We start from the raw sequence: 23,282 nt of genomic DNA, 5'->3' as shown, positions 1-23,282 counted from the left end.
CCTTAAACTTTTGCAATTTCAACTAAAATAGAATGTTGTCCATTTCCTTTAGAAATAGCAGTTGGCACTATACTTGCCAAAGAATTCACACAAGTTCCTACATCGATACCATTTTCATATTTTGCCCATGCACCTTGTGGGGTTACTGCACAACCTGGTATGATTTTTGGAGTAACTTTTGCTATGCCTTGTATGATTCCTAAGTCATTTCTTACTTGCACCACATCGCCCGTTTTGATACTTCTTTGCTCTGCATCTATGGTATTTATCCAAATTTCTTGCGGATTAACTTCTCTAATTTGTGGAATTTCCCAAAAGCTAGAATGCGTTCTACCTTTGTAGTGATAGCCAAAAAATTGCAAAGGATACTTTTGTTTTAATGGATCCAAAATCCCTTCTCTTTGGCTTTCAAAAACAGGAATAGGCACTATTTGTTGTCCTTCTTTTAATTTCCAAGTTTTTTGCATTTGTGCGAGTTTTGTGCTATAAATTTCTATCTTTCCGCTAGGAGTTTTTAAAGGATTATTGATAGGATCTTTTATAAAACTTTGTAATGCCACTACAGGTTTTACAGGCTCAAATTTTACAAGTCCTTTTTCGCACATTTCTTCAAAACTAGGTAAAAGTGGATTTTTTTTCATACTTTCTTCATAAAGGTATTTTAGCCAATCTTTTTGTGTTCTTCCTTCGCTAAATTCTTTTTCTATGCCAAGTCTTTTAGCAAGTTCAAGACACATTTCATAAATAGGTTTTGCTTCACCAACTGGCTCGATAGCTTTTTGACAATAAATAATATAAGGCTTATTGCTATAATATCCTGCGCTAGGTCTTATAAAATCTTCTTGCTCCAGCATAGTTGCATCAGGTAAAATATAATCTGCGTAGTTATTTGATGGAGTTCTAGTTACATTAACATCTACTATACACTCACACAAATTCTCATCGCTTAAAATATCATGCACTTCTTTAATGGTGCTGTGTTGATTTGTAAGACAATTTCCTGCTGTATTGAAAATAAATTTGATATTTTGTTTTAATTGTGTTGTGCCACGCACCCCATCACTAATATCTGTCATTTCTTTTCCGCGATAAATAGCGTCTGTAAATAAAAAACAAGGAATAGAATCTTTTATTGGATTTTTAAAAGGCATACCCATTATATCATATGTTTTACTTGATCCTGTTCGACATCCTGTATTTGTCCCTTCTATGCCAATATTTCCTGTAATACAAGCTAGAGTTGCTATCGCCCTTGCATTTTGTTCTCCATTTGAATGTCTTTGCACTCCCCAACCTTGTTCTATAAAACAAGGCTTTATGGTGGCAATTTCTCTTGCAAGTTGAACTATGCGGCGTGCCGGAATTTTTGTAATCTTGCTAGCCCAATCAGGAGTTTTTTCTACTCCATCGTTTAGTCCTAAAACATAGCTTTCATAGCTTGAGTTTTTGGCTGCATCTTGTGGCAGAGTATTTTCGCTAAAGCCTATGGTGTATTTATCAAGAAAAGTTCTATCAAGTAAATCTTCTTTTATCATCACATAAGTTAGCGCAGCAATCAAAGCTGCATCGGTTCCTGGTGCTATAGGTATCCACTCATCGCAATGCCCTATCATAGAATCATTGTATCTTGGGTCAATGTGAATTATTTTACATCCACTTTCTTCTAGGGCTTTTTGATAAGCATAGCCTACTCCACCACCTCCCATTCTAGTTTCAACATGGTTTGCTCCAAAAAATATAGCTAATTTTGCAGAGCGTAAAGTGTATATATCGCTAGCAGGAGATCCACCATAGAAAAAATTCATAGCATTTGAAATTTGAGCCGTAGAATAAGAATTATGATAATTTAAATAACCACCATAAAGACTTAAAAGTCTAGCCCATGGACCTTGTGTACAGCGATTGATTATTGTTCCTGTTGTTCCTGTTGCATAATTTATATAAAAGGCTTCATTGCCGTATTTTTCTTTAATTTCTTGCATTTTGGCAGAAATTTCATCAAAAGCTTGTTCCCAAGAAATAGGCATAAATTTACCTTCACCTCTTTTTCCCACTCTTTTTAATGGTCTTTTTAAGCGATTTGCATTGTAAACTTTATATCTTGAGCTTCTACCTCTAATACAGGCTCTTGCTTGACGATTATCAAAGCTATCATCACCTTCATTATCAGTACTGACATATTTAATAATTCCATCTTGAGTATGCACTTTTACAGGACATTTTGTTCCGCAATTTACATTACATCCAGCCCATTTGCTGATCAATGGTGGAGTTTTTAATAAATTTGCACTTAGACTTATAGGACTTAAGGTTAAGCCGCCAAACAAAGAACTCCATTTTAAAAAATCTCTACGATTTTGTTCCATGTTATCTCCTTACATTTATGTGACAAAAGTAATTGCGATTATAATACAAATAATAATTTTATTCAATTAAAATTAAGACTTTAAAACTCCTAAATATAGGCTTTATAATGGATTTTTCGTTTATGAATTTAACTTCAAAAAATAAAAATTTGAATAATATAATGATAAAAATTTATTAAAATAGTATTTAAATATAAATTTATAACTAAAATATAACTTTATCCCCCATATAGGCTTGCGAGTTGAGTTTTTTTGTTTTATAATTTTGTGCGTTATTAAAATAAAAAGGTTTTTTATGTTGAGATTTTTAATTTTTGTATTGTTATTGTTTATAAATTTAGAAGCAAAAATTCCAAAAGATATGCTTATTATAGCAGTTGAAAATGAAATCACAAGGATAAATCCTGCTTATAGTGAGGATCATGATGCAGTGATTAATCTTGTATTTTCAGGGCTTACGCGTTTTGATGAAAATATGAATTTAAAACCTGATTTGGCTAAGTCTTGGGATGTTAGTAAAGATGGGCTTATTTATGATATTTTTTTAAGAGACGATGTTTTATGGCATGATGGAGTCAAATTTAGTGCTGATGATGTGAAATTTAGTATAGAAACCTTTAAAAATCCTAAAAACAATTCTTCTGTTTATGTCAATTTTGAAGACATTAAAAGTGTGGAAATTTTAAATCCTTCTCATGTAAAAATCACACTTTTTAAACCTTATCCTGCATTTTTAGATGCTTTAAGCATAGGAATGCTTCCTAAACATTTGCTTGAAAATGAGAATTTAAACATAAGCTCTTTTAATCAAAATCCTATAGGTACAGGTCCTTATAAATTTGTAAAATGGAAAAAAGGTGAATATGTTGAATTTAAAACTAATGAACATTTTTATCTTGATAAGGTAAAAACTCCAAGACTTATTATAAAACACATTTTTGATCCTTCTATAGCTAGTGCTGAGCTTAAAAATGGCAAGATAGACGCAGCTTTAATCGATGTTTCTTTGCTAAATATTTTTAAAAATGATGAAAATTTTGGAATTTTACGTGAAAAATCGGCTGATTATCGGGCTTTAATGTTTAATTTTGATAATGAATTTTTAAAAGATTTAAAAGTAAGACAAGCTTTAAATTACGCAGTTGATAAAGAAAGTATAGTAAAAAATCTTTTGCATGATTATGCTTTTGTAGCCAATCACCCTTTAGAGCGTTCTTGGGCAAATTTTAAGAATTTTAAAATTTACAAATATGATCCTAAAAAAGCCGAGAATTTACTTGTAAGTGCAGGTTTTAAGAAAAATAAAGATGGAAATTTTGAAAAAGATGGGAAAATTTTAGAATTTGAAATTTGGGCGATGAGTAATGATCCTTTAAGGGTAAGTTTAGCTGGAATTTTGCAAAGCGAATTTAGAAAAATAGGAGTTGTAAGCAAGGTGGTGGCTAAACCTGCTGGAAGTTTTGATTATTCTAAAGTAGATAGTTTTTTAATAGGCTGGGGAAGTCCTTTAGATCCTGATTTTCACACTTTTAGGGTATTTGAAAGTTCGCAAGATAGTGCTTTAAATGATGAGGGTTGGAATTTTGGACATTATCATGATAAAAAAGTGGATATAGCCTTGCAAAAAGCAAGAAATACTTTAAATTTGGAAGAGAGAAAAAAATATTATAAAGATTTTATAGATGCTTTGTATGAAAATCCTCCTTTTATTTTTTTAGCCTATCTTGATTTTGCTTTAGTTTATAATAAAGATTTAAAAGGTATCAAAGCAAGGACTTTAGGTCATCACGGAGTGGGTTTTACTTGGAATGTTTATGAGTGGAGTAAATAGTGCTAAAGCGCTTAGTTTTTAGTATTGTCGTAGCATTTTTTAGCACTTTTTTATGTTTTGTTTTGCTTTATTTTAGTAAAGGCAGTATAGCTTATGCTAATGGAGTTAATTCACAAAGTAAAGAATTTGTTCAAAGAATAGAACAAAATTTAGGGCTTGATAAGCCTTTATTAGAGCAGTATAAAATTTGGCTTTTTAAGACTTTAAAAGGAGATTTAGGAGTTTCTTTTTTAAGTGGAGAAAGTGTTTTAAAGCTTATAAAAGAAAGAATTTTTAATACTTTTATTTTGGGTTTTAGTGCCTTAATGCTTTTATTTTTACTTAGTGTTTTTTTGGCACTTTTGGGATATTATTATAAAGAAAGTTTTATAGATAAAATCATCACTTTTTTAGCTTTTAATTTTTTTGCTTTACCTCCTTTTGTTTTGGCTTTATTGTTTGTTTTGATTTTTGGAATTTTTTGGAAAATTTTGCCTGTTATGGGAAGTAGTGATATAGGCTTTGAAGATGATTTTTTAAATCGTTTAGAGCATTTGATTTTGCCTGTTTTGGTACTTGTTTTATCACATTTGGCGTTATTTTTAAGGATTGCTAGAAATTTTATCAATGAAAGTTTTTCTCAAATTTTTATTCAAAATTTATACGCTAGGGCTTTAAGGGAGAAAGATATTTATTTTTTAGTTTTGAAATATTCTTTAAGCCCTATTGTGGCTTATTTTGGAGGAAGTGCTTTAAGTTTTATGATGGGAACTTATGTGGTAGAAAGTGTCTTTGCTTACGAGGGACTTGGGTCTTTACTTTTTAAAAGTATTATTTTTAAAGATTATCCTGTTGTACTTGCAGTTATATTTTTTAGCGTTTTGCTTGCAGCATTTTTTACATTTTTAAGTGATATTGTAGCTAGGATTTTAAATCCTAGATTAAGAAGGCTTGATTTTGTTTAAATTTCTTATCATACTTGCACCTTTAATTTTTTTGTTTTTATGTGCCTTGTTCGCACCTTTTTTGGCTCCTTTTGATATTTTAAACACTCATTTAGAAAATTTGCATCAAGCTCCTAATTTTACTTATATTTTAGGGACTGATTTTTTAGGCAGAGATTTGTTTTCTCGTCTGCTTTTTGCTTTGAGAAATTCTTTGATTATAGGTGTTGGTGGATCTTTATTGTCTATTATCTTTGCTTTGTGTTATTTGTTTTTAGCGCGATGTTTTTTTTATGTTTTTTGGATGCGTATTTTAGAGTTTTTTTTAGCCTTGCCTGCTTTTTTACTTATGATGTTTTTTCAAAGTATGATAACTTCTGATGTGTTTTTGATGATTTTTTTAATCGCTTTAATTCATTGGTGTTTCATAGCAAGAATTATAGAAAGTGAATTAAAAAGACTTGAAAATTTAGATTTTTACAAAGCAAATATAGTGCTTGGAAGAACTAAATTTAGAGCTTTTTTTAAAGATTTAATACCTGCTTTAAAAACACTGATTTTTACACTTTTTATATTTAATATCGTTCATGCTATAGCCACAGAAGCTACTTTGAGTTTTTTTGGACTGGGCTTAGGATTTGAAATTCCAACTTTAGGTACTCTTTTGAGTGAGTCTTCAAAAGCAGTTTTTATAGGTGCTTGGTGGATGATACTTTTTCCACTTTTAAGCTTGCTTTTGTTGTTTTTACCTCTTTTATGGTTGGGTAATTTTTTACAAAAAATTTGGGGTATAAGATCTTGAAGGTAAGAAATTTAAATATCAGTTTGAAGAATAATTTATTGCTTAAGGATATTAATTTAGATATAAAAACAGGCAAAACTTTAATGATACTAGGACAAAGTGGAGTGGGTAAAAGCTTGTTAGGAAAAGCTTTGGTAAGACTTTTAGATTCTAACTTCACAATAAGTTTTGATGAATTAAGTTTTCATAATTCTTGTATTTTTAATTTTAACAAAGAAGAGCTTAGAGATTTTCGTTCTAAGGTGGCACTTGTTTTGCAAGATGCAGAGCTTAGTCTTTATCCTTATTTGGATATCGGAAATTTATGTCATCTTGTTTTAAAAACTCATACAAAATTAAAACAAAAAGAAAGAAAAGATTACGCTTTTTCTTATTTTAAAAAATTAGGATTTGAAAATCTTGATCGTTTATGGCATTCTTATGCTAATGAATTAAGTTTGGGTATGGCAAGAAGGGTGAGCCTAGCTTTAGCATTATTAAATCAACCCCAAATTTTAATTTGTGATGAAATCACAGCTTCTTTGGATAAAGAAAACGCTTCTAAGATCATATCGATTTTAGAAGAATTAAAAAATACTACAGCCTTAGTTTGCATCACTCATGATTTAAATTTGGTAAATTCTTTAGCAGATGAAATTCTTATGCTAGAAAAAAATAGTTCAAATTTATATAGTTTAGATGAGTTTTTAAGGTATTATAATGCTTAAAGTTTGTAATTTAAGTAAGTTTTATGAGCTTAAAAAGCATTGGTATTTAAAAAAAGAAAGACATATTATTTTTGATAATATCAATTTTTCTTTAAATGAAAATGACAATTTAATAATTTTAGGTAAAAGTGGTGCAGGTAAAAGTACATTAGCTAGAATTCTTTGTTTTTTAGAAGATCCAAGCGAGGGTGAGGTATGGTATGAAAATCTTAACTTACACAAGCTTGATAAAAACAAACAGAGACTTTTAAGAAAGCAAATTCAGTATTGCTTTCAAGATCAAAAAATGGCTTTAAACCCTTATAAAAAAATCAAAAATCTTATACAAGATGGTTTGGAAAATTTTAATTTACAAAAGAATGATGATTTGATTTTAGAATTTTTTGATTTTTTTAGTCTAAAAAAACAAATTTTAGAACAAAAACCCTATGAGTTAAGCGGAGGAGAAGCCACACGCGTAGGTCTTATCCGTGCTTTGGTTTTAAATCCTAAATTGTTGATTTTAGATGAAATTACTTCAGCGCTTGATATTAAAACTTCTAAAGAAATTTTAACTTTTTTATATGACTATCAGCAAAAAAATAATATTTCTTATATATTTATAACCCATCAAAGTGATCTTTTTTATAAATTTAATCATAAAAAATTAAAACTTTAAAAAAATATTTTTTAATATAAGTTTCAATATAGAAAGTTTAGAGTAAAATAAAGAAAAGTGTAAATTTAATTTTTGTTGTGGAGTGATTAAAGTGCTTTAAAAAAGGAGAATAAATGTCTCATATAGATGCTTCGCATCCTTATTTTGGTATTTTTTTAATGCTAGTACTTGCTAGTGTTATTTTTTTTGGACTGGTTTTTTTAGCTTCAAAAATTGGTAATAATTTTGCCGCAAAAAATCGCAAAAAATTAGGACTTGGAATTTATGAATGTGGTCCTATTCCTGTTAAACAAGCTAACAAGATTAACTCTCAATTTTTCATCATCGCCTTAATCTTCATACTTTTGGATATAGAAGTTGTGTTTTTATTTCCTTGGGCTTTGATTTTTAAAGATTTAGGTTGGTTTGGGCTTTTAGAAGTTTTTGTTTTTATCGTACTTTTAGGAGTTGGATTTTTATATGCTTATAAAAAAGGAGCGTTTGCATGGCAGAGCATCAAGTAAATTATGCAAGTGGTTTGCCCGTCGTTTTAACTAGCGTTGATAAACTAGTTCAATGGGGTAGGAGTAATTCTTTATGGGCTTTATCTTATGGACTTGCCTGTTGTGCGATTGAGATGATGGCGGCTGGGGGTTCAAGATATGATTTTGATAGATTTGGAACGATTTTTAGAGCTTCGCCACGTCATAGTGAGGTGATGATTATCGCAGGAACTTTATGTAAAAAACACGCTGAATTTACAAGAAGACTTTATGATCAAATGCCTGATCCTAAATGGGTGATTTCTATGGGAAGTTGTGCCAATACAGGTGGTATGTTTAATACTTATTCTACTGTTCAAGGAGTGGATAGAATTATACCTGTAGATATTTATGTACCAGGCTGTGCTCCACGCCCAGAAAGTTTTCAGTTTGCTTTGATGATTTTGCAAAAAAAGATCCGCAAAGAAAAAGCAAGTCGTAAAATCGCACCTAAAAGGTTGATATGATGAGAAAGTATAGCGATAAAAAAAATGCTCAAACTCAAAATTATTACAAAGATAGATTTTATCACGCACCACACACTGTAAAATCTGATGTTAATGAAAGTGTTTTTAAAGATGATTTTGAAGTTTTAAAAACTCAAGTAGAAATTTTAAATTCCTTTGTAGAGCTTGATTTTTGGGTAATAGAAATTAAAAAAGAAGACAATGTTAAAACTTTGCAAATGCTTAAAACTTTAGGGTATTTAAGTTTTACAGAGGCAAGTGCTATTGATTTTGTAGCAGATAAAAATGGTTTTGAAGTGTTTTATCAGCTTTTAAATTTAGAAAAAAAATTAAGAGTGAGAATAAAAACTTTTGTAGGCGTAAAAGAGCGTTTGCAAAGCGTGGCTCATGTTTTTAAAGGGGCAAATTGGAGTGAGAGAGAAATTTATGATATGTTTGGAATTTTCATCATAAATCATCCCAATTTAAAACGCATTTTAATGCCCGATGATTGGTTTGGACATCCGCTTTTAAAAACTTATCCTTTAAAGGGTGATGAGTTTGCAAGATGGTATGAGATTGATAAAATTTTTGGTAAAGAATATCGTGAAGTAGTGGGTGAAGAACAAAGAGATTCTGGTTTTGTTGATGATAAAGATACACTAAATTTTGCAAGACTTTATCATGAAGTGCCAAAAGGTGGTCAAAAGAAGGAAATTTCCTTTAAACAAGAATATCAAGAAGATGAAGGCGTAGCTTTTGTAAAAAAAGTAAAACGTGATGAAGCAAAAATTTTAGAGAAAAGGCGTTAAAATGCAAATTCCTAGCAAGTTAAAACCTTATTATGAAAATATAGCTTTTGAGCAAGAAGACTCAAAAATGATTATCAATTTAGGCCCTCAACACCCTTCAGCACATGGAAATTTACGTCTTATTTTAGAACTTGATGGAGAGCAAGTTGTAAAAGCACGTCCTTGTATAGGTTATATGCATCGTGGTATGGAAAAAATGGCTGAAAATATGATTTATCAAGAATTTATTCCTACTACTGATAGAATGGATTATATCGCCGCTTCAGCGAATAATTATGCTTATTGTGCAGCGGTTGAAAAGCTTTGTGGTTTAGAGATTCCACGCCGTGCAGCAGTCATACGCATGATACTTTTAGAATTAAACCGTATCGCATCGCATTTACTTTGGCTTGCCACTCATGCGCTTGATATTGGTGCGATGAGTGTGTTTTTATACTGCTTTAGAGAACGTGAATATGTTTTGGATTTGATAGAAAAGTATTGTGGCGCAAGGCTTACGCATTCTTCTATGAGAATAGGTGGGGTTATGCTTGATTTACCTGAGAATTATTTAGAAGAAATGCTTGCATTTTGCGATAAATTTCCAAATGATTTAAAAGATTATGAAGATCTTTTAGATGATAATAGAATTTGGCGTTTAAGAACTGAAAATGTAGGTGTGGTTACCAAAGAACAAGCCTTAAATTGGGGTTGTACAGGTGTGATGTTAAGAGGAAGCGGTATAAAATACGATATACGCAAAGAAGAGCCTTATTTGCTTTATAATGAAGTTGAATTTGGTGTGCCTTATGCTACGCAAGGGGATTCTTATGCAAGATATAAAGTTTATATGCAAGAATTTCGTGAAAGTTTGAAAATCCTTAGACAATGTGCCACGCTTTATAAAGATACTCCGCCTGAAATTTTAGCTACGCATCCTGAGTATGTAAGTGCTTCAAAGGAGCAAATTTTAACGCAGAATTATTCCTTAATGCAGCATTTTGTTTTAATTACTCAAGGTTTAAAACCTCCTAAAGGCGAAGTTTATGTGCCTACTGAAAGTCCAAAAGGTGAGCTTGGCTTTTTTATCCATAGTGATGGTACAGGAAGACCTTATCGTTTAAAGGCTAGAACGCCTAGTTATTGGCATTGTGCGTTTTTTGAAGAAATGCTTGTAGGTACTTATTTGGCTGATGTTGTAGCCATTATGGGTAATGTAAATATAGTTTTAGGTGAGATAGATCGATGAGAAGAGTAGATTTAAGAAAAAGCAAAGAGCTTTTTGAAGATTTAGCACAAATCATAAAAGAAGCAAAACAAGGCGAGGTTTTAGTGGTGCTTTTTAAAATCGGCGATTTTTCTCCTGTTGAAAAAAGTTTTTCTTTTGTAAAAGAACAAGGCTGTGAGCTTTTAAATTCTTTGAAATTTAATCAAGTGGATTGGACTATTGTTATAAAAAAGGAGAGGGTATGATTTATGATAATGCTCTTTGTTTTTTAGATATGCCAAGCCTTAAAAACAAAAATTTATGTGAAAAAATAGGTGTAAATAGCATTAATATTTCTTGTTTGGAAGATAAAAACTTAAAAGCTAAATTTTACAAATGCGAAATTGCAAGTTTGAGTTTTGTTTTAGCCTTGCTTTGTAAATTAAGCGATGAAGGGCATTTTTGCGATTTAGATGAGGGATATTTAAGTGCTGAATCTTGTTTTGGAGAGGAAGAAGCAGGTGAAGTGCTTGCTTTTTTAAAAGAGGCTAAGTATTTAATTATAGATAAAAATATCCATTCTTACAAAGATAGTGAAAATATCAAATATTTTTTGAATTTCTTAAGCGTAAAATATGAATTAAAGATTTTAGATAGCGATGAAGAAGAATGCGATTTTAAAAAGGCAAAATTAAACACCCTAAAAGAACTAGATAATTATGATGGTTTAGTGCTTTTTAGAGTAAATTTGCAAGATAAAAATTTACATTGTTCAAAGCAATTTTTACAAATTGCAAAATGCAAAGATCAAAGTGAAGTTGAAATTTTGGCTAAAGATTTTAGTCTTAAAGCCAAGCTTTGTTTAGATGAAAATTTACAAGGCACCATAGCTTTTTTAAATTATGAAAACAATGGTTTTGATTTTACTCCAATTCGCATAAAGGAAGCAAAATGACAGTTAAGATTAATGGTATAGATTGCGCCTTTGAAGAAGGCGAATATATTTTAAATATAGCAAGAAGAAATGATATTTTTATCCCAGCGATTTGCTATCTTTCGGGCTGTAGTCCTACTTTGGCTTGTCGTATGTGTATGGTTGAAGCTGATGGTAAAAAGGTATATTCTTGCAATACTAAAGCAAAAGAGGGTATGGTTGTAGAAAGTGATTTGCAAAATCTTTGGGATGAAAGAAATGAGATCATGCAAACTTATTGTATCAATCATCCTTTAGAGTGTGGGGTTTGCGATAAATCAGGCGAGTGTGAATTGCAAAATTTCACTCATAAAAGCCGTGTAAATGTTCAAAAACATTGGATTAAAGACACGCATAAACCCCATAAACATTGGGGAATGATTAATTACGATCCCGCGCTTTGCATAGTATGTGAGCGCTGCATTACAGTTTGTAAGGATAAAATCGGCGAAAGTGCTTTAAAGACTGTTCCTCGTGGCGGAGATAGTGTGGATAATAGCTTTAAAGAGAGTATGGGAAAAGATGCTTATGCGATTTGGACTAAATTTCAAAAAAGTTTGATAGGCCCTGCAAATGGCGATACGCTTGATTGTTCATTTTGTGGAGAATGTACAAGCGTGTGTCCAACAGGAGCTTTGATAGGTTCGAAATTTCAATACACTTCAAATATTTGGGAACTTAAAAGAATCCCTGCTTCAAATCCGCATTCAAGCGATTGTGAGTTGATGTATTATGATATTAAGCAAAGTGGTATTAGCAATCAAAAAGAAAAAATTTATCGTGTGAGTAATGATTTTGCCTTTGCGAGTTTAAATAAGGCTGCAAGATTTGCTTTTGATACGCAAAATGAATCAGATAAAGATGAAAAAGCCTTTGAAGAACTTGTGGAGCTTTTTGAGAAAAATGAAATTAAAAACATTAAATTTAATAGTTTTATCACCAATGAAGAAGCTTTGATTTTACAAAATTTAAAAAAGAAATTTAATCTTTCTTTGATCAATGAAGAAGCTTTGAAATTTAAAGAATTTTTACAAGAATTTATCGCTAATTCTGGCGAGTTTTATAGTGCTAATACTCAAGATATAACAAAAAGTGATTTTTTGGTTGTAGCTGGAATGCTTTTAAGATATGATGCTCCAACACTTAGCTATAAAGTCAACAATGCTTTAGTGATGAATAAAGGCTCAGGGCTTTATTTTCATCCTATGGAAGATATGGGTATAGCAAAATATTCTAAAAATTTTATTTCACACATTCACAAAAGTGGCGATGAAGAGCAAATTTTATATTTTTTACTTCAAAAATTTAGCCAAGATGAAGGTATTAAAACTCATTTAGCAGAGTTTTTTGTTAGCGAAAATAAAGAAATAGAAGAAAGTATCAACGAAGAAGTTGTAGAACAAGTCATAGAAAAAGATGAAGAAGGTAATGAAATCCAAAAAGAAGTAAAAAAAGTCGTACCTAAAAAAGTAAAAAAAATCATAGAAGTGCAACGCTCTATTTTTGCTAAAAATTTAGGCATAGATGAAGATAAATTAGAAGATTTATTGCTTAAAAAAGCAAATTTTACTCTTGTTGTAGGGAGTGATTTTTATTTTCATAAAAATGCGAAAAAACTTGCTAAATTACTTGCTTTGATCCAAAATACCACTCCTTTTAAAGTCTTTTTAAATCCTACGCATACTAATACCTTAGGTGTGGCTATAATTTGTGATTTGGATAAAAACACGCAAGAAGGCAAGACTTTAGGCTACAATGAAAAAGGTGATTTTAGTTTTTCTTATGAAGAGCATGCAAATTTAGCTAGTGCGAGTTTAAATCAGCAAGAAGGAACTTTTTTAAATTATGATAAAAGAGTGGTACCAACTAACGCTGCTTTAGAATTTAAGGGATATTTTTTAAATGATTTGGCTAATGCTTTAGGTTTTGATGAGGAATATACTATAAATTATACTAAGAGACTCCCTATAAATAAAGGTTTTTCTCCGATTGATTTTGATCATTTAGACAATTTTTATACCAATGCAGGCGATTGCAAAAGGGGATATGAGCTTAATTTAGAATGTTTCAAACAAGTTGCTAAAAAAGATTTCATCTCTCCAAATTTTGAAAATTTAAGCCTAAAAGAAGATGAAATTTTGCTTTATAGTGCTAATCCTAGCTATCAATTTGGTAGATTTTCAAATCGTGCTAGTGCGATTAATGAGGTGATTTTTTTAGCTGTAAGTGAAAATTTAGCTAAAGAAAAAAATTTAAAAGATAAAGATCTTGTAAAACTTAAAATAAAAGATAAAGAATTAAGCCTTAGTGTGCGTGTGGATAAGGACATAAAAAATGGAGCTTTCTTGCCGTATTTTGATGAAAAGCTTGACACGCTAAGTTTTTTTGATGAAAGATTTGTTGTGGCGAATTTAGAAAAATTAGGAGCAAACCATGAGTGATTTTGCTTTTTTTGCTTTAGAGGCTTTGATTAAATGTATTATTATCATTGCAATATTTGCGAGTTTAGCAGGTCTTGCAACTTATGCTGAAAGAAAGGTTTTAGCTTATTTTCAAAGACGCATAGGGCCTGATATGGTAGGGCCTTTTGGGCTTATTCAACTTGTAGCTGATATGATAAAACTTTTTACTAAAGAAGATATAATCCCTTCAAATTCGCAAAAATTTATTTTTGCTATAGCACCTTTGATTTCTGCTATTTGTGCTTTTGTTTCTTTAGCGGCCATTCCTATGCTACCTGAATTTACTTTATTTGGAAAGGTAATTCAGCCTATAGTGGCAGATATCAATGTAGCTTTGCTTTTTGTCATCGGTACTTCAGGACTTTGCTTTTATGCGGTGTTTTTGGGTGGACTTGCAAGTAATAATAAATGGTCGATTTTAGGGGCTGCAAGAGGGCTTGTAGCGATTATTTCCTATGAAAGCGTAGGAGCTTTAGCTTTGATTGCTATTGTAATGCTTGTAGGTTCTTTTTCTTTGGTGGATATTAACAATTATCAAAGCGATGGATTTTTTTCTTGGCTTATTTTTAAACAACCTTTGGCTTTTGTGCTTTTTATAATTGCTTTATTTATAGAGACTAATAGAACTCCGCTTTGTTTGACGGAAAATGATGCTGAAATTGTAGCGGGTTATGGAACGGAGTATTCGGGTTTAAGATGGGGTATGTTTTTCATAGGTGAATATACTTCTATGATAGCTGGAGCTATTTTGGTCACTCTTTTGTTTTTAGGGGGTTTTAATAGCTTTTGGATTATTCCTGGTTGGATTATGATGATAGTAAAATCAAGTTTTATTTTCTTTTGGTATTTTTGGGCAAGAGCTGCTTTTCCGCAATTGCGTCCAGATCAAGTGATGAAAATGTGCTATTTGATCTTAATTCCTTTAGCTGTTTTAAACCTTTTAATCACTGCTTTGACAGTTCTTTTATAGGAGTTTGATATGAAAAATTATTATTTAGTAGATGAGAAAAGAAAAACTCCTGTTAGCACTTGGGAGAAAATTTCACAAGCTTTGCGTAGAAGCGTTAAACTAGAGCTTTTTGTAGGGCTTTTTGTGATGATGAGAGAATTACTTAAGAGAAATAATAGTGCTACGATTAAATATCCTTTTGAAAAGGTAAAGCTTGACAATCGTTACCGTGCTGTTCATCGTTTGATGCGTTTTATAGAAAGCGAAAATGAAAGATGTATAGGTTGTGGGCTTTGCGAAAAAATTTGCATTAGCAATTGTATCAGAATGGAAACTTCTTTAGATGAAAATGGGCGTAAAAAAGTAGGAAATTATAGTATTAATTTAGGGCGTTGTATTTATTGTGGTTTTTGTGCTGAGGTTTGTCCTGAACTTGCTATAGTGCATGGCACAGAGTATGAAAATGCAGCCGAGCAAAGGTCTTATTTTGGCTATAAGCAAGATTTTTTAACTCCTATTGATAAGCTTAAAAATCAAGTTGAATTTGAAGGAGCAGGAAGTCTTAGAAAGGATGCAAATTTGTGGGTTAAAAAAACGCCAAATTATTACGATGCGATGCTTGAAAGTGCCTTAGAAAATCAAAACACACAAGAGCAAGGAGAAAACAAATGATAGAAAATTTAGCCTTTGTATTTTTTAGTGTAGTGGTTTTAGGCTTTTTTGGCATTGCGGTTTTAAGTAAAAATATGCTTTATTCTCTTTCGGCTTTAGCGGGTGGAATGGTGTTTTTATCGGGATTTTATTTTTTACTTGATGCAGAGTTTTTAGGTGTGATACAAATTATTGTTTATAGTGGAGCTGTGCTTGGACTTTATAGTTTTGCGATGATGTTTTTTGATGCTTCTAAAGAATTTAAAGAACAACTTAAAGCTAAAAAAAGTTTTTTTACTTTGGTGGTTTTAAGTGCGATTTTACTTTTGGCCATGCTTATAGGTTTTAAATACCAAAATATCAGCACGGATTTGCCTTTAAACGATCCTGCTTTGTTTGATTTTAATAAACAACTGGCTTTAGCGATTTTTTCAAAATATCTTTTGGCTTTTGAGTTTATAGCTATTTTACTTTTGATTGCTTTAGTGTGTGCTATAGTGCTTACTCATAAAGAGCTAACAAAGGAAAAACAATGATAGAAAAGTATTTTTTTATAGCTATTTTAATGTTTGTCATAGGGCTTGTAGGGATTTTAAAAAGACAAAATCTCATTATGCTTTTTATTTCGAGTGAAATTTTATTAAATAGTGCTAATTTAGTCTTGGTAGTGGCTTCTAAAATGCACAATGATTTAAATGGACAGGTTTTTGCACTTTTTATCATGGGTGTAGCGGCTTGTGAAGTAGCTGTTGGTGTAGCTTTGTGTGTGCTTTGGTATAGAAGAAAAGGCACTTTAGAGTTAAAAAGTTTAAAAGAAGTGGAGGCTTAGTATGCAAAATTTGGCTTTGATTTCTCTTTTTAGTCCTTTTATAGCTTTTTTGTTTGCAAGTTGTTTTGCTTTGAGTGAGAAAAAACAATTTGTAGGGATAATTTGCTCACTTCTAATAGCTTTGAGTGCTTTTTGTTCTCTGTATTTGCTTTTTTGCAATGAAGCTTTTAATGTGAGTTTGTTTGAATGGTTTGCTGGAGTAAATTTTGGCTTTGATATAGATGCTATTTCGCTTACTATGATGAGTGTTGTAGGTATTGTAGCTACTTGTGTGCATTTTTATAGTATTTTTTATATGGCTCATGATGAAGGTTTTAATAAATTTTTTGCTTATTTGGGGCTTTTTGTCTTTTCTATGCTTTTTTTAGTTATGAGTGATAATTTCTTAGGACTTTTTGTAGGTTGGGAAGGCGTTGGGCTTTGTTCTTGGTTGCTTATAGGTTTTTGGTATAAAAATAATACTTATTCTTTTGCGGCTAATGAAGCTTTTATTATGAATCGTATTGCGGATTTGGGTATGCTTTTGGGAATTTTTTGGCTTTATTTACAAGCAGGAACTTTAAAATATGATGAAGTTTTTTCCATGGCACAAAGCCTAGATCACAATGCTTTGATCTTAATCGCAACTTGTTTATTTATAGGGGCTATGGGAAAATCTGCACAATTTCCTTTTCACACTTGGCTTGCTGATGCTATGGCAGGGCCAACTCCTGTTTCTGCATTAATCCATGCAGCAACCATGGTAACAGCGGGGGTTTATTTGGTAATTCGTGCGAGTACGCTTTATGATTTAGTTCCTGAGGTTTCTTATATTATTGCCTTACTCGGAGCTTTTGTAGCGATTTTTGCAGCCTCTATGGCTTTGGTGGTTAGGGATTTAAAACGCATTATTGCTTACTCTACCTTATCGCAACTTGGATATATGTTTGTGGCTGCAGGACTTGGGGCTTATGGTATAGCTTTATTTCACTTAGCTACACATGCTTTTTTTAAATCTTTACTTTTTTTAGGTGCTGGAAATGTAATGCATGCTATGAATGATAAATTAGACATTAAAAAAATGGGTGGACTTTTTAAACCTTTAAAATTTACGGCTATTTTGATGTGTATAGGATCTTTAGCTTTAGCAGGAATTTATCCTTTTGCAGGATTTTTCTCTAAAGATTTGATTTTGGGATATTCTTTTATTTCTTTTCATCATGGTATTTTTTTAGTGCTCTTAATCGCAGCTTTTTTAACAGCATTTTATAGCTTTAGACTTTTAATGTTGGTATTTTTTACCCCTGCAAGACATGATGAACATCCACATGAAGCAAGTAAAATCGCACTTTTGGCTATGAGTCCTTTGATGGTTTTAGCTATTATTGCAGGATTTTTCGAACATAGTTTTTTTGAATATTTAAGCACAAAATTAGTTTTTATTGATGCGCAAAATCAAATTGTAATGATTTGTGCGAGTGTAGCAGCTATTTTGGGTGCAATTTTGGCTATTTTTGCTTATAAAAATTCTTGGTTTAAAGAAAGTATTGAAGAAAATAAAATTCACAAACTTTTAAGTAATGATTATTTTATTCCTAGATTTTATCATCAATTTATCGTTTCAAAATATGAAAGCTTATGTACGATTTTAAAACATTGTGATCTTTATATTTTTGACAGAATAGTTGAAAAAATTGCTTTGTATTCTCAAAATATTTCACAAAAAATGATTATGCCAAACAGCTTAAACTTAATGCTTAGGTTTTTGGTGGCAGCTTTTGTGATTTTGTTGATTTTAGTATGGATGGTGTAAAATGCTAAATTATTTGATATTTTTTCCTTTGATTGCTGCTTTTGTGATTTTGCTATTAAATCGCGGAGGCGTTAAGGTTTTTAGCGTTGTTGTAAGTTTTATGATTTTGGCTTTAAATTTGGATATTTTTGCGGATTTTTTACAAGGGGCAAGCTTTGATTATAATCTCTCTTTTAAAATTTTGAAATTTTTTAGCTTTCATGTAGGAGTAGACAGTATTGCACTTGTGTTGATGCTTTTAAGTTCTTTGATGATATTTTTAAGCTTTTTATTTTTAAAGCTGGAACAAAAAGCACTTGTATCTTGTATATTCTTTTTAGAATTTGCCATTATGGGACTTTTTAGCGCAAAAGATGGTTTGTTATTTTATGTTTTTTGGGAATTTTCTCTTTTGCCTTTGCTTTATATTATGGGAGTTTATGGTAAAGATTTTAGAGCAGGGGTGAAATTTTTTATCTATGCTTTTGCGGGTTCAATTTTAATGCTTGTAGCATTGATTTATCAAGCTTATTTAAATTATCAACTTTTAAATATTTTCACTTTTGACTTGGAAATTTGGAAAAATAATGCCTCAGCAGTAAATTTCACAGAGCAACTTTTACTTTTTGGAGCATTTTTTATCGCTTTTGCTATCAAAGCTCCTTTATTTCCACTTCATACTTGGGCACCTAAGGTTTATGCAAATTCGCCTGTGCTTGTTTCTGTAATGCTTGTAGTTTTTAAAATGGCTCCTTTTGGATTTTTACTTTTTTGTTTACCACTTTTTCCAGATGCGAGTGTGTATTTTATGCCTTTAATTGTAGCTTTATGTATAGTGAGTATCGTTTATAATGCTTTAATTGCTTATAGAGCAGAAAATATTAAAGAATTGATCGCTTATAGTTCTATTTCACATCTTGGTGTGATGATTTTGGGAATTTTTTCTTTAAATGCTTTAGGTATTAGTGGTGCGGTTTTTTATATGTTTGCACACGGTATTGTAACAGGATCTTTATTTTTAATGGTTGAACTTTTATATCAAAGATATCATACTTATGATATTTCTTTTTACCATTCTTTGGCCAAAAAAGCACCTTTATTTTCAATTTTCTTTATGCTAATTTTACTTGCGAGTGTTTCTTTGCCTTTAACTGTTTCTTTTGTGGGAGAGTTTTTAATTCTTTTAGGTATAGCAAAGATTAATTTATTTTACGCTTTGTTGGCAGGTTTGGTGATTATTTTAGGAGCGATTTATATGTTCGCAGTATTTAGAAAAATATTTTTCATGCAAAAACAAAGCTTTATAGAGGGTTTTTCTTTACGCTTTAGAGAAATAGTAGCGCTTGTGTGTATTGTAGTAATGATTTTTGGACTAGGGCTTATGCCAAATATACTTTTAAAGCCGATACAAAAAGATGTGGATAATCTTATAAAAACAATGAATATTAGAGCTGTGGAGCAAAATACTTTAGATTTTTTATCTAAAATAGGAGAGGCAAATGTTAAATAATTTTTTAAATTTAGAACTTTTAAATATAAGCTTATCTTATCCATTTTTATTTTTAATTACAACCGCAATAGTTCTTTTGCTTTGCTCTGGTTTTTGGAAATTTCATCGATCGTTTTATATTGGCATAAGTTCTTTATCTTTAATTGTAAGTGCTTTTTTGATTTTAAATAATGCAAATGCTCAAGGTTTAGAAGCAAAAGCTTTTTTGGCTACTTTAAATAATGATATTGTTTCATTTTATGCTTCTTTGGTGATTTTGTGTTTTTCATTTTTATATCTTTTAATGCAAAAAGAAGAAAATCAAGGTGAATTTTATGCTTTATTTTTATTTATGATTGCATCTTTGCTTTTGATGGTTTCAAGCTCAAATTTAGTACTTATTTTTATAGGACTTGAAAGTTCTTCTTTAGCACTTTATACTTTAATAGCAATGCGTGGAAGTAATAATGCTATTTCAAGTGCAATAAAATACTTTAGTGTAGCGGCTGTAGGAGCTGGGTTTTTTGTTATGGCTGTAGCTTTTATTTATTTAAAAACAGGAACTTTAGATTTATCTGCTAATTTAGCGTTAAAAAATGAGTTTCAAAAAGATCCCATGCTTTTGGGTGCTGGAGTGATGATTTTCGTTCTTTGTGCAATTAAGCTTTCTTTGGCGCCTTTTCATTTTTGGCTTAAAGACGTGTATTATGCAGCACATACAAATTTGGTTGCTTTTATTTCAGTTGTGCCAAAAGTTGCCATGTTGGTTGTGGTTATTCGTCTGTTTGATTTTTTAAATAATACAGGTTTTGAATATATCATAATAGTTCTAGCGATTTTTTCTATGCTTATAGGTGCTTTTGCGGCTCTAAGTCAAAACAATATCAAAAAAATGTTTGCTTATAGTTCTGTAGTGCATTCTTCTTTGGTTTTGGTGGCTTGTATTCCTTTATTAAAAGAACAAAATTTTGATGGAATTTTGCTTGCTATTTTTGGATATTGGACTTTATTTGCTTTTGCAAATTATGCTGTATTTATGATTTTAAGCAATTATGAGAATAATTCTTATGAGAGTTTAAATGGACTTTTGGTTAAAAAACCTTTAATTGCTTTTTGTTTGAGCATTAGTGTGCTTTCTTTAGCAGGTGTCCCGCCTTTTGGAGTATTTTGGGGTAAATTTATGATTTTAAATACAGCAATTTTAAATGGATATTGGTATTTGGCACTTTTTGTGGCTTTATCTTCTGTTATTATGCTTTATGCGTATTTAAAGATTTTAATTCATGCTTTATTTATGAAAAATGATAGGGTTCATAATATTAAGTTTAGTTTTATACAAAATTTTATTTTAGCTTTTTGTGTTTGTATAAGCACTTTTGCTATATTGTTAATGTTATAAGAGTTTTGCTATAATTATTTTATGAGAATATTATTTTTAATTTTATTAAGTTTTTTAAATGCTTTTGCTTTTGAGCTTGTTTTAAACACGGGTCGCGAAAATAATCAAGCTTTTGCAGTTTTACATGCGAGTAATGATTTAGAATTTACATGTCAAAAATTTATTACCGAAGCAAAAGTTCATTTTGAATGTGATATTGCAGGTATGGTTGATAATAAATTAAAAGATCAGAGTTTTTCTGCTTTTGATTTAAAATTTATACAAGAAGCTCAAAAAATTAAAATGATCATTTTGCCAAAAATACAAGCAAAAATGTTTGACACTTCTCAAAATATTTATATAGATAAAGAACTTAGTTCATCAAGTTCGCATAAAAGTAAGGCTTTTACTTTTATTTTTGCACCAGAGCTAGCACCTATTAAAGACTATGATGGACTTGATTTTAATATCAATTTTCCACACGAGAGCTTGCCTTATGTTGGAGCTTTGGATTTAAATTCTGATCCTGTTGTCATCCCTCAAAGTGCAGATATCAATACTTATTTACGCATCAAAAAAGAATACGATAAGGCTAATTATAGTCAGGTTGCTATTGATGCTCAAAATGCTATCAATAGATATCGTGGCAGTATTTTTACTAGTGAATTTATACTATATAAATTAAGAGCTCAAAATAAACTTTATACCCAAGATCCGAGCATGCGTGATCAACAAATTTTAGAAAAGATGATTGATGATGCTAAAAATTGGACGCGTACTTTTACAAGTGATAAAAATTTTTCAGAAGTTTTACATATAATGTTAAGAACTTATATCGCTTTAGCTCAGCGTGCTGATGTAGAATATACAATGTCGATTTTGGATAATGAACAACCTAATAATTATTTTACTCAGTTATCAAAACTTGATTATGCAGACTATATTTATAATTTAAATGAAAAAGAAAAAGCTGTAAATATTTATGAAAATACTTATTTTAATACAAAAAATTTAGATTTAGCTGCAAGAGCAGCTATGAGTTTGGCAAAGAATTTGCTTTCAAATGGGCAAGTAAATAAAGCTATAGAGTATATTAACACTATTTTAAAAGCCAATCCTGAATATTTTGGAAAAGATATTCCAAGATCTTTAGAACTTGCTAAATTATTTAATCAAAAAGGACAATTTGATATAAGTGCAAGTATTTATGAAGACGCCTTTGCTAAAATGTCCAAACTTGATCCAAGTTATGAAGAAACTTTAAAAGATTTAGCCTTAGTTTTATCACATACTAATAGATCTAGTGATGCTAAAAAATACCTTGATTTGTATATGGATGATTATTTAGATGGTAGGTATTTAGATGAAATCAAAAAAGCAAGTGATGAGGTATTTTTTGCTTTAGGTGATAATAATGCAAGCTTTTTGCATCAGCGTTATACAGATTTAATGAAGCAATATGCAAATAAAGATGAGAATATTGCAAATAAAGCTTTAGATGAAGATGTTGCACTTTATTATAAAGAGGGAAATTTTAGTGCGATTTTAGCTTATAAAGATCTTATAGAAAGTAAAAAAATTCCAAATGCTACTCAATTTTTAGAGAAAGCAGCTGTTAATGATTTAAAAAATGCGATAAAAGCTGATAATTGTATCAATGCTGCAAATATTTTTATGCGTTTTAGCGCTTATGATATAGGTCAGAAAATTGAGAATAAAAAACAAATGTTAGCTTGTCTTATCAGAACTTCTAATGTTGAACAAGCACTTGATTATATAGATAAAAATTATAATGAAGATTCTATATTTTATGGTCTTCAAAAAGCATCTATTCTTTTTGACAATAAACAATATCCTCAGGTGATTAAAATTTCTAAAGACATAGCTAATTCTAGAATTTTAAAAAGTGATGATGAGAATTTTAAGGCTTATTATTTGCAATTTTTATCTTTATTGCGCTTAAATGACTACAATCAAGCCATTAAAATTTTGCAAATTTTAGAAAGTTTTCCAATGAATTTTAGTATGGTAGAAGCTTATGATGCTTTACTTTCTTATGCTAATGATCATAATATGCAAACAACTATTTTAACTTACGCACCTAAGGCCATTGACTATCAAAATTTTAAAGGTATAAATCTTTTTAGTCCTAATTTAGAATTTATGTATCTTGATGCTTTGGCTAAAATCAATAAAAATGAAGAAAGTTTAGCTGTTTTAACAGATTTGCTTAAATTAAAACTTTCAGATGAAGATAGAGCAAGAGCTTTATATATCCAAGCTTTAACTTATGAAAGAATGCAAAATATACAAGCTGAAAAAGAAAGTTTAAAACAATGTCTTGAAATCAAAAGTGTTTCAAATTGGCAGAATTTATGTAAGAGTAAAAATCAAATTTTAAATCAATAAGTAAATTTAGAGATAACTAGCTTTTTAGCTAGTTATCTAAGGTTAAAACCTCTTCTTCTTAACATCTTCTAAGATATTATTAGCTATATCACTTACTGTACTAGAAATAATAGCTGATT

Annotated in this window: 21 protein-coding genes; 20 read left to right on the top strand and 1 reads right to left on the bottom strand. The window is 30.5% G+C overall.

The genetic code is table 11. The annotated features are described in order from the left end of the window. Nucleotides 1–2: 2 nt before the first annotated feature. Entirely contained in the window at nt 3–2,366 is a 2,364-nt protein-coding gene (locus tag ELQ12_RS04950; protein WP_070261467.1) for a DMSO/selenate family reductase complex A subunit, read from the bottom strand. 295 nt (nt 2,367–2,661) lie between these two features. Here ELQ12_RS04950 and ELQ12_RS04945 point away from each other — a divergent pair, with 295 nt between their 5' ends. The 20 genes from ELQ12_RS04945 (at nt 2,662) to ELQ12_RS04850 (ending at nt 23,163) form a co-directional block, all read left to right on the top strand. Next, entirely contained in the window at nt 2,662–4,197 is a 1,536-nt protein-coding gene (locus ELQ12_RS04945) for an ABC transporter substrate-binding protein (protein WP_134264610.1), read from the top strand. Next, nucleotides 4,197–5,141, top strand: coding sequence for an ABC transporter permease (locus ELQ12_RS04940; protein ID WP_070261465.1), 945 nt, complete (start codon nt 4,197–4,199; stop codon nt 5,139–5,141). The genes ELQ12_RS04945 and ELQ12_RS04940 overlap by 1 nt, the downstream gene beginning before the upstream one ends. Beyond that, a complete protein-coding gene (locus tag ELQ12_RS04935) occupies nt 5,128–5,922 on the top strand; it encodes an ABC transporter permease (RefSeq protein ID WP_079676192.1) in 795 nt (264 codons plus the stop codon). The genes ELQ12_RS04940 and ELQ12_RS04935 overlap by 14 nt, the downstream gene beginning before the upstream one ends. Further along, complete coding sequence (locus tag ELQ12_RS04930) at nt 5,919–6,629, top strand: ATP-binding cassette domain-containing protein (RefSeq protein WP_044778686.1); 711 nt, start codon at nt 5,919–5,921, stop codon at nt 6,627–6,629. Before ELQ12_RS04935 ends, ELQ12_RS04930 begins: the two co-directional genes overlap by 4 nt. Next, nucleotides 6,622–7,287 (top strand): ATP-binding cassette domain-containing protein, encoded by a 666-nt coding sequence (locus ELQ12_RS04925; protein ID WP_032590213.1) that lies wholly within the window; start codon nt 6,622–6,624, stop codon nt 7,285–7,287. The genes ELQ12_RS04930 and ELQ12_RS04925 overlap by 8 nt, the downstream gene beginning before the upstream one ends. A gap of 113 nt (nt 7,288–7,400) precedes the next feature. Further along, nucleotides 7,401–7,790 (top strand): NAD(P)H-quinone oxidoreductase subunit 3, encoded by a 390-nt coding sequence (locus tag ELQ12_RS04920; RefSeq protein WP_002824972.1) that lies wholly within the window; start codon nt 7,401–7,403, stop codon nt 7,788–7,790. After that, nucleotides 7,772–8,275, top strand: a complete 504-nt coding sequence (locus ELQ12_RS04915) for an NADH-quinone oxidoreductase subunit B (RefSeq protein ID WP_002851253.1) — start codon at nt 7,772–7,774, stop codon at nt 8,273–8,275. Before ELQ12_RS04920 ends, ELQ12_RS04915 begins: the two co-directional genes overlap by 19 nt. After that, nucleotides 8,272–9,066, top strand: coding sequence for an NADH-quinone oxidoreductase subunit C (locus ELQ12_RS04910; protein WP_072224085.1), 795 nt, complete (start codon nt 8,272–8,274; stop codon nt 9,064–9,066). Before ELQ12_RS04915 ends, ELQ12_RS04910 begins: the two co-directional genes overlap by 4 nt. Nucleotide 9,067: 1 nt before the next feature. Further along, nucleotides 9,068–10,294, top strand: coding sequence for an NADH dehydrogenase (quinone) subunit D (nuoD, locus tag ELQ12_RS04905; protein WP_002862216.1), 1,227 nt, complete (start codon nt 9,068–9,070; stop codon nt 10,292–10,294). Beyond that, nucleotides 10,291–10,518: an NADH-ubiquinone oxidoreductase subunit E family protein gene (locus tag ELQ12_RS04900; protein WP_134264609.1), complete on the top strand. Its 228-nt coding sequence runs from the start codon at nt 10,291–10,293 to the stop codon at nt 10,516–10,518. Before nuoD ends, ELQ12_RS04900 begins: the two co-directional genes overlap by 4 nt. Next, complete coding sequence (locus ELQ12_RS04895; RefSeq protein WP_070242981.1) at nt 10,515–11,207, top strand: NADH dehydrogenase; 693 nt, start codon at nt 10,515–10,517, stop codon at nt 11,205–11,207. The genes ELQ12_RS04900 and ELQ12_RS04895 overlap by 4 nt, the downstream gene beginning before the upstream one ends. Next, complete coding sequence (locus ELQ12_RS04890; protein ID WP_134264608.1) at nt 11,204–13,666, top strand: NADH-quinone oxidoreductase subunit G; 2,463 nt, start codon at nt 11,204–11,206, stop codon at nt 13,664–13,666. The genes ELQ12_RS04895 and ELQ12_RS04890 overlap by 4 nt, the downstream gene beginning before the upstream one ends. Beyond that, nucleotides 13,659–14,657 carry an NADH-quinone oxidoreductase subunit NuoH gene (nuoH, locus tag ELQ12_RS04885; RefSeq protein ID WP_002865115.1) on the top strand — a complete coding sequence of 333 codons (999 nt, stop codon included), beginning with the start codon at nt 13,659–13,661 and terminating at the stop codon, nt 14,655–14,657. Before ELQ12_RS04890 ends, nuoH begins: the two co-directional genes overlap by 8 nt. Before the next feature lie 9 nt (nt 14,658–14,666). Next, on the top strand, nt 14,667–15,308 hold the full coding sequence (nuoI, locus tag ELQ12_RS04880) for an NADH-quinone oxidoreductase subunit NuoI (protein WP_002867592.1): 642 nt from the start codon (nt 14,667–14,669) through the stop codon (nt 15,306–15,308). Beyond that, entirely contained in the window at nt 15,305–15,823 is a 519-nt protein-coding gene (locus ELQ12_RS04875) for an NADH-quinone oxidoreductase subunit J (protein ID WP_002858410.1), read from the top strand. The genes nuoI and ELQ12_RS04875 overlap by 4 nt, the downstream gene beginning before the upstream one ends. Then, on the top strand, nt 15,820–16,116 hold the full coding sequence (gene nuoK, locus ELQ12_RS04870) for an NADH-quinone oxidoreductase subunit NuoK (protein ID WP_134264607.1): 297 nt from the start codon (nt 15,820–15,822) through the stop codon (nt 16,114–16,116). Before ELQ12_RS04875 ends, nuoK begins: the two co-directional genes overlap by 4 nt. 1 nt (nt 16,117) lies before the next feature. Continuing rightward, complete coding sequence (gene nuoL, locus ELQ12_RS04865) at nt 16,118–17,908, top strand: NADH-quinone oxidoreductase subunit L (protein ID WP_134264606.1); 1,791 nt, start codon at nt 16,118–16,120, stop codon at nt 17,906–17,908. Nucleotide 17,909: 1 nt separating this feature from the next. After that, nucleotides 17,910–19,397, top strand: coding sequence for an NADH-quinone oxidoreductase subunit M (locus tag ELQ12_RS04860; protein ID WP_134264605.1), 1,488 nt, complete (start codon nt 17,910–17,912; stop codon nt 19,395–19,397). Continuing rightward, complete coding sequence (locus ELQ12_RS04855) at nt 19,387–20,775, top strand: NADH-quinone oxidoreductase subunit N (protein ID WP_002862209.1); 1,389 nt, start codon at nt 19,387–19,389, stop codon at nt 20,773–20,775. Before ELQ12_RS04860 ends, ELQ12_RS04855 begins: the two co-directional genes overlap by 11 nt. Before the next feature lie 21 nt (nt 20,776–20,796). Beyond that, nucleotides 20,797–23,163 (top strand): flagellar protein, encoded by a 2,367-nt coding sequence (locus ELQ12_RS04850; protein ID WP_134264604.1) that lies wholly within the window; start codon nt 20,797–20,799, stop codon nt 23,161–23,163. Nucleotides 23,164–23,282: the final 119 nt, after the last annotated feature.

It is taken from the genome of Campylobacter sp. US25a (genome assembly GCF_004379075.1).
GTDB lineage: Bacteria > Campylobacterota > Campylobacteria > Campylobacterales > Campylobacteraceae > Campylobacter_D > Campylobacter_D jejuni.
This window is presented reverse-complemented; position numbering and strand designations above follow the sequence as displayed.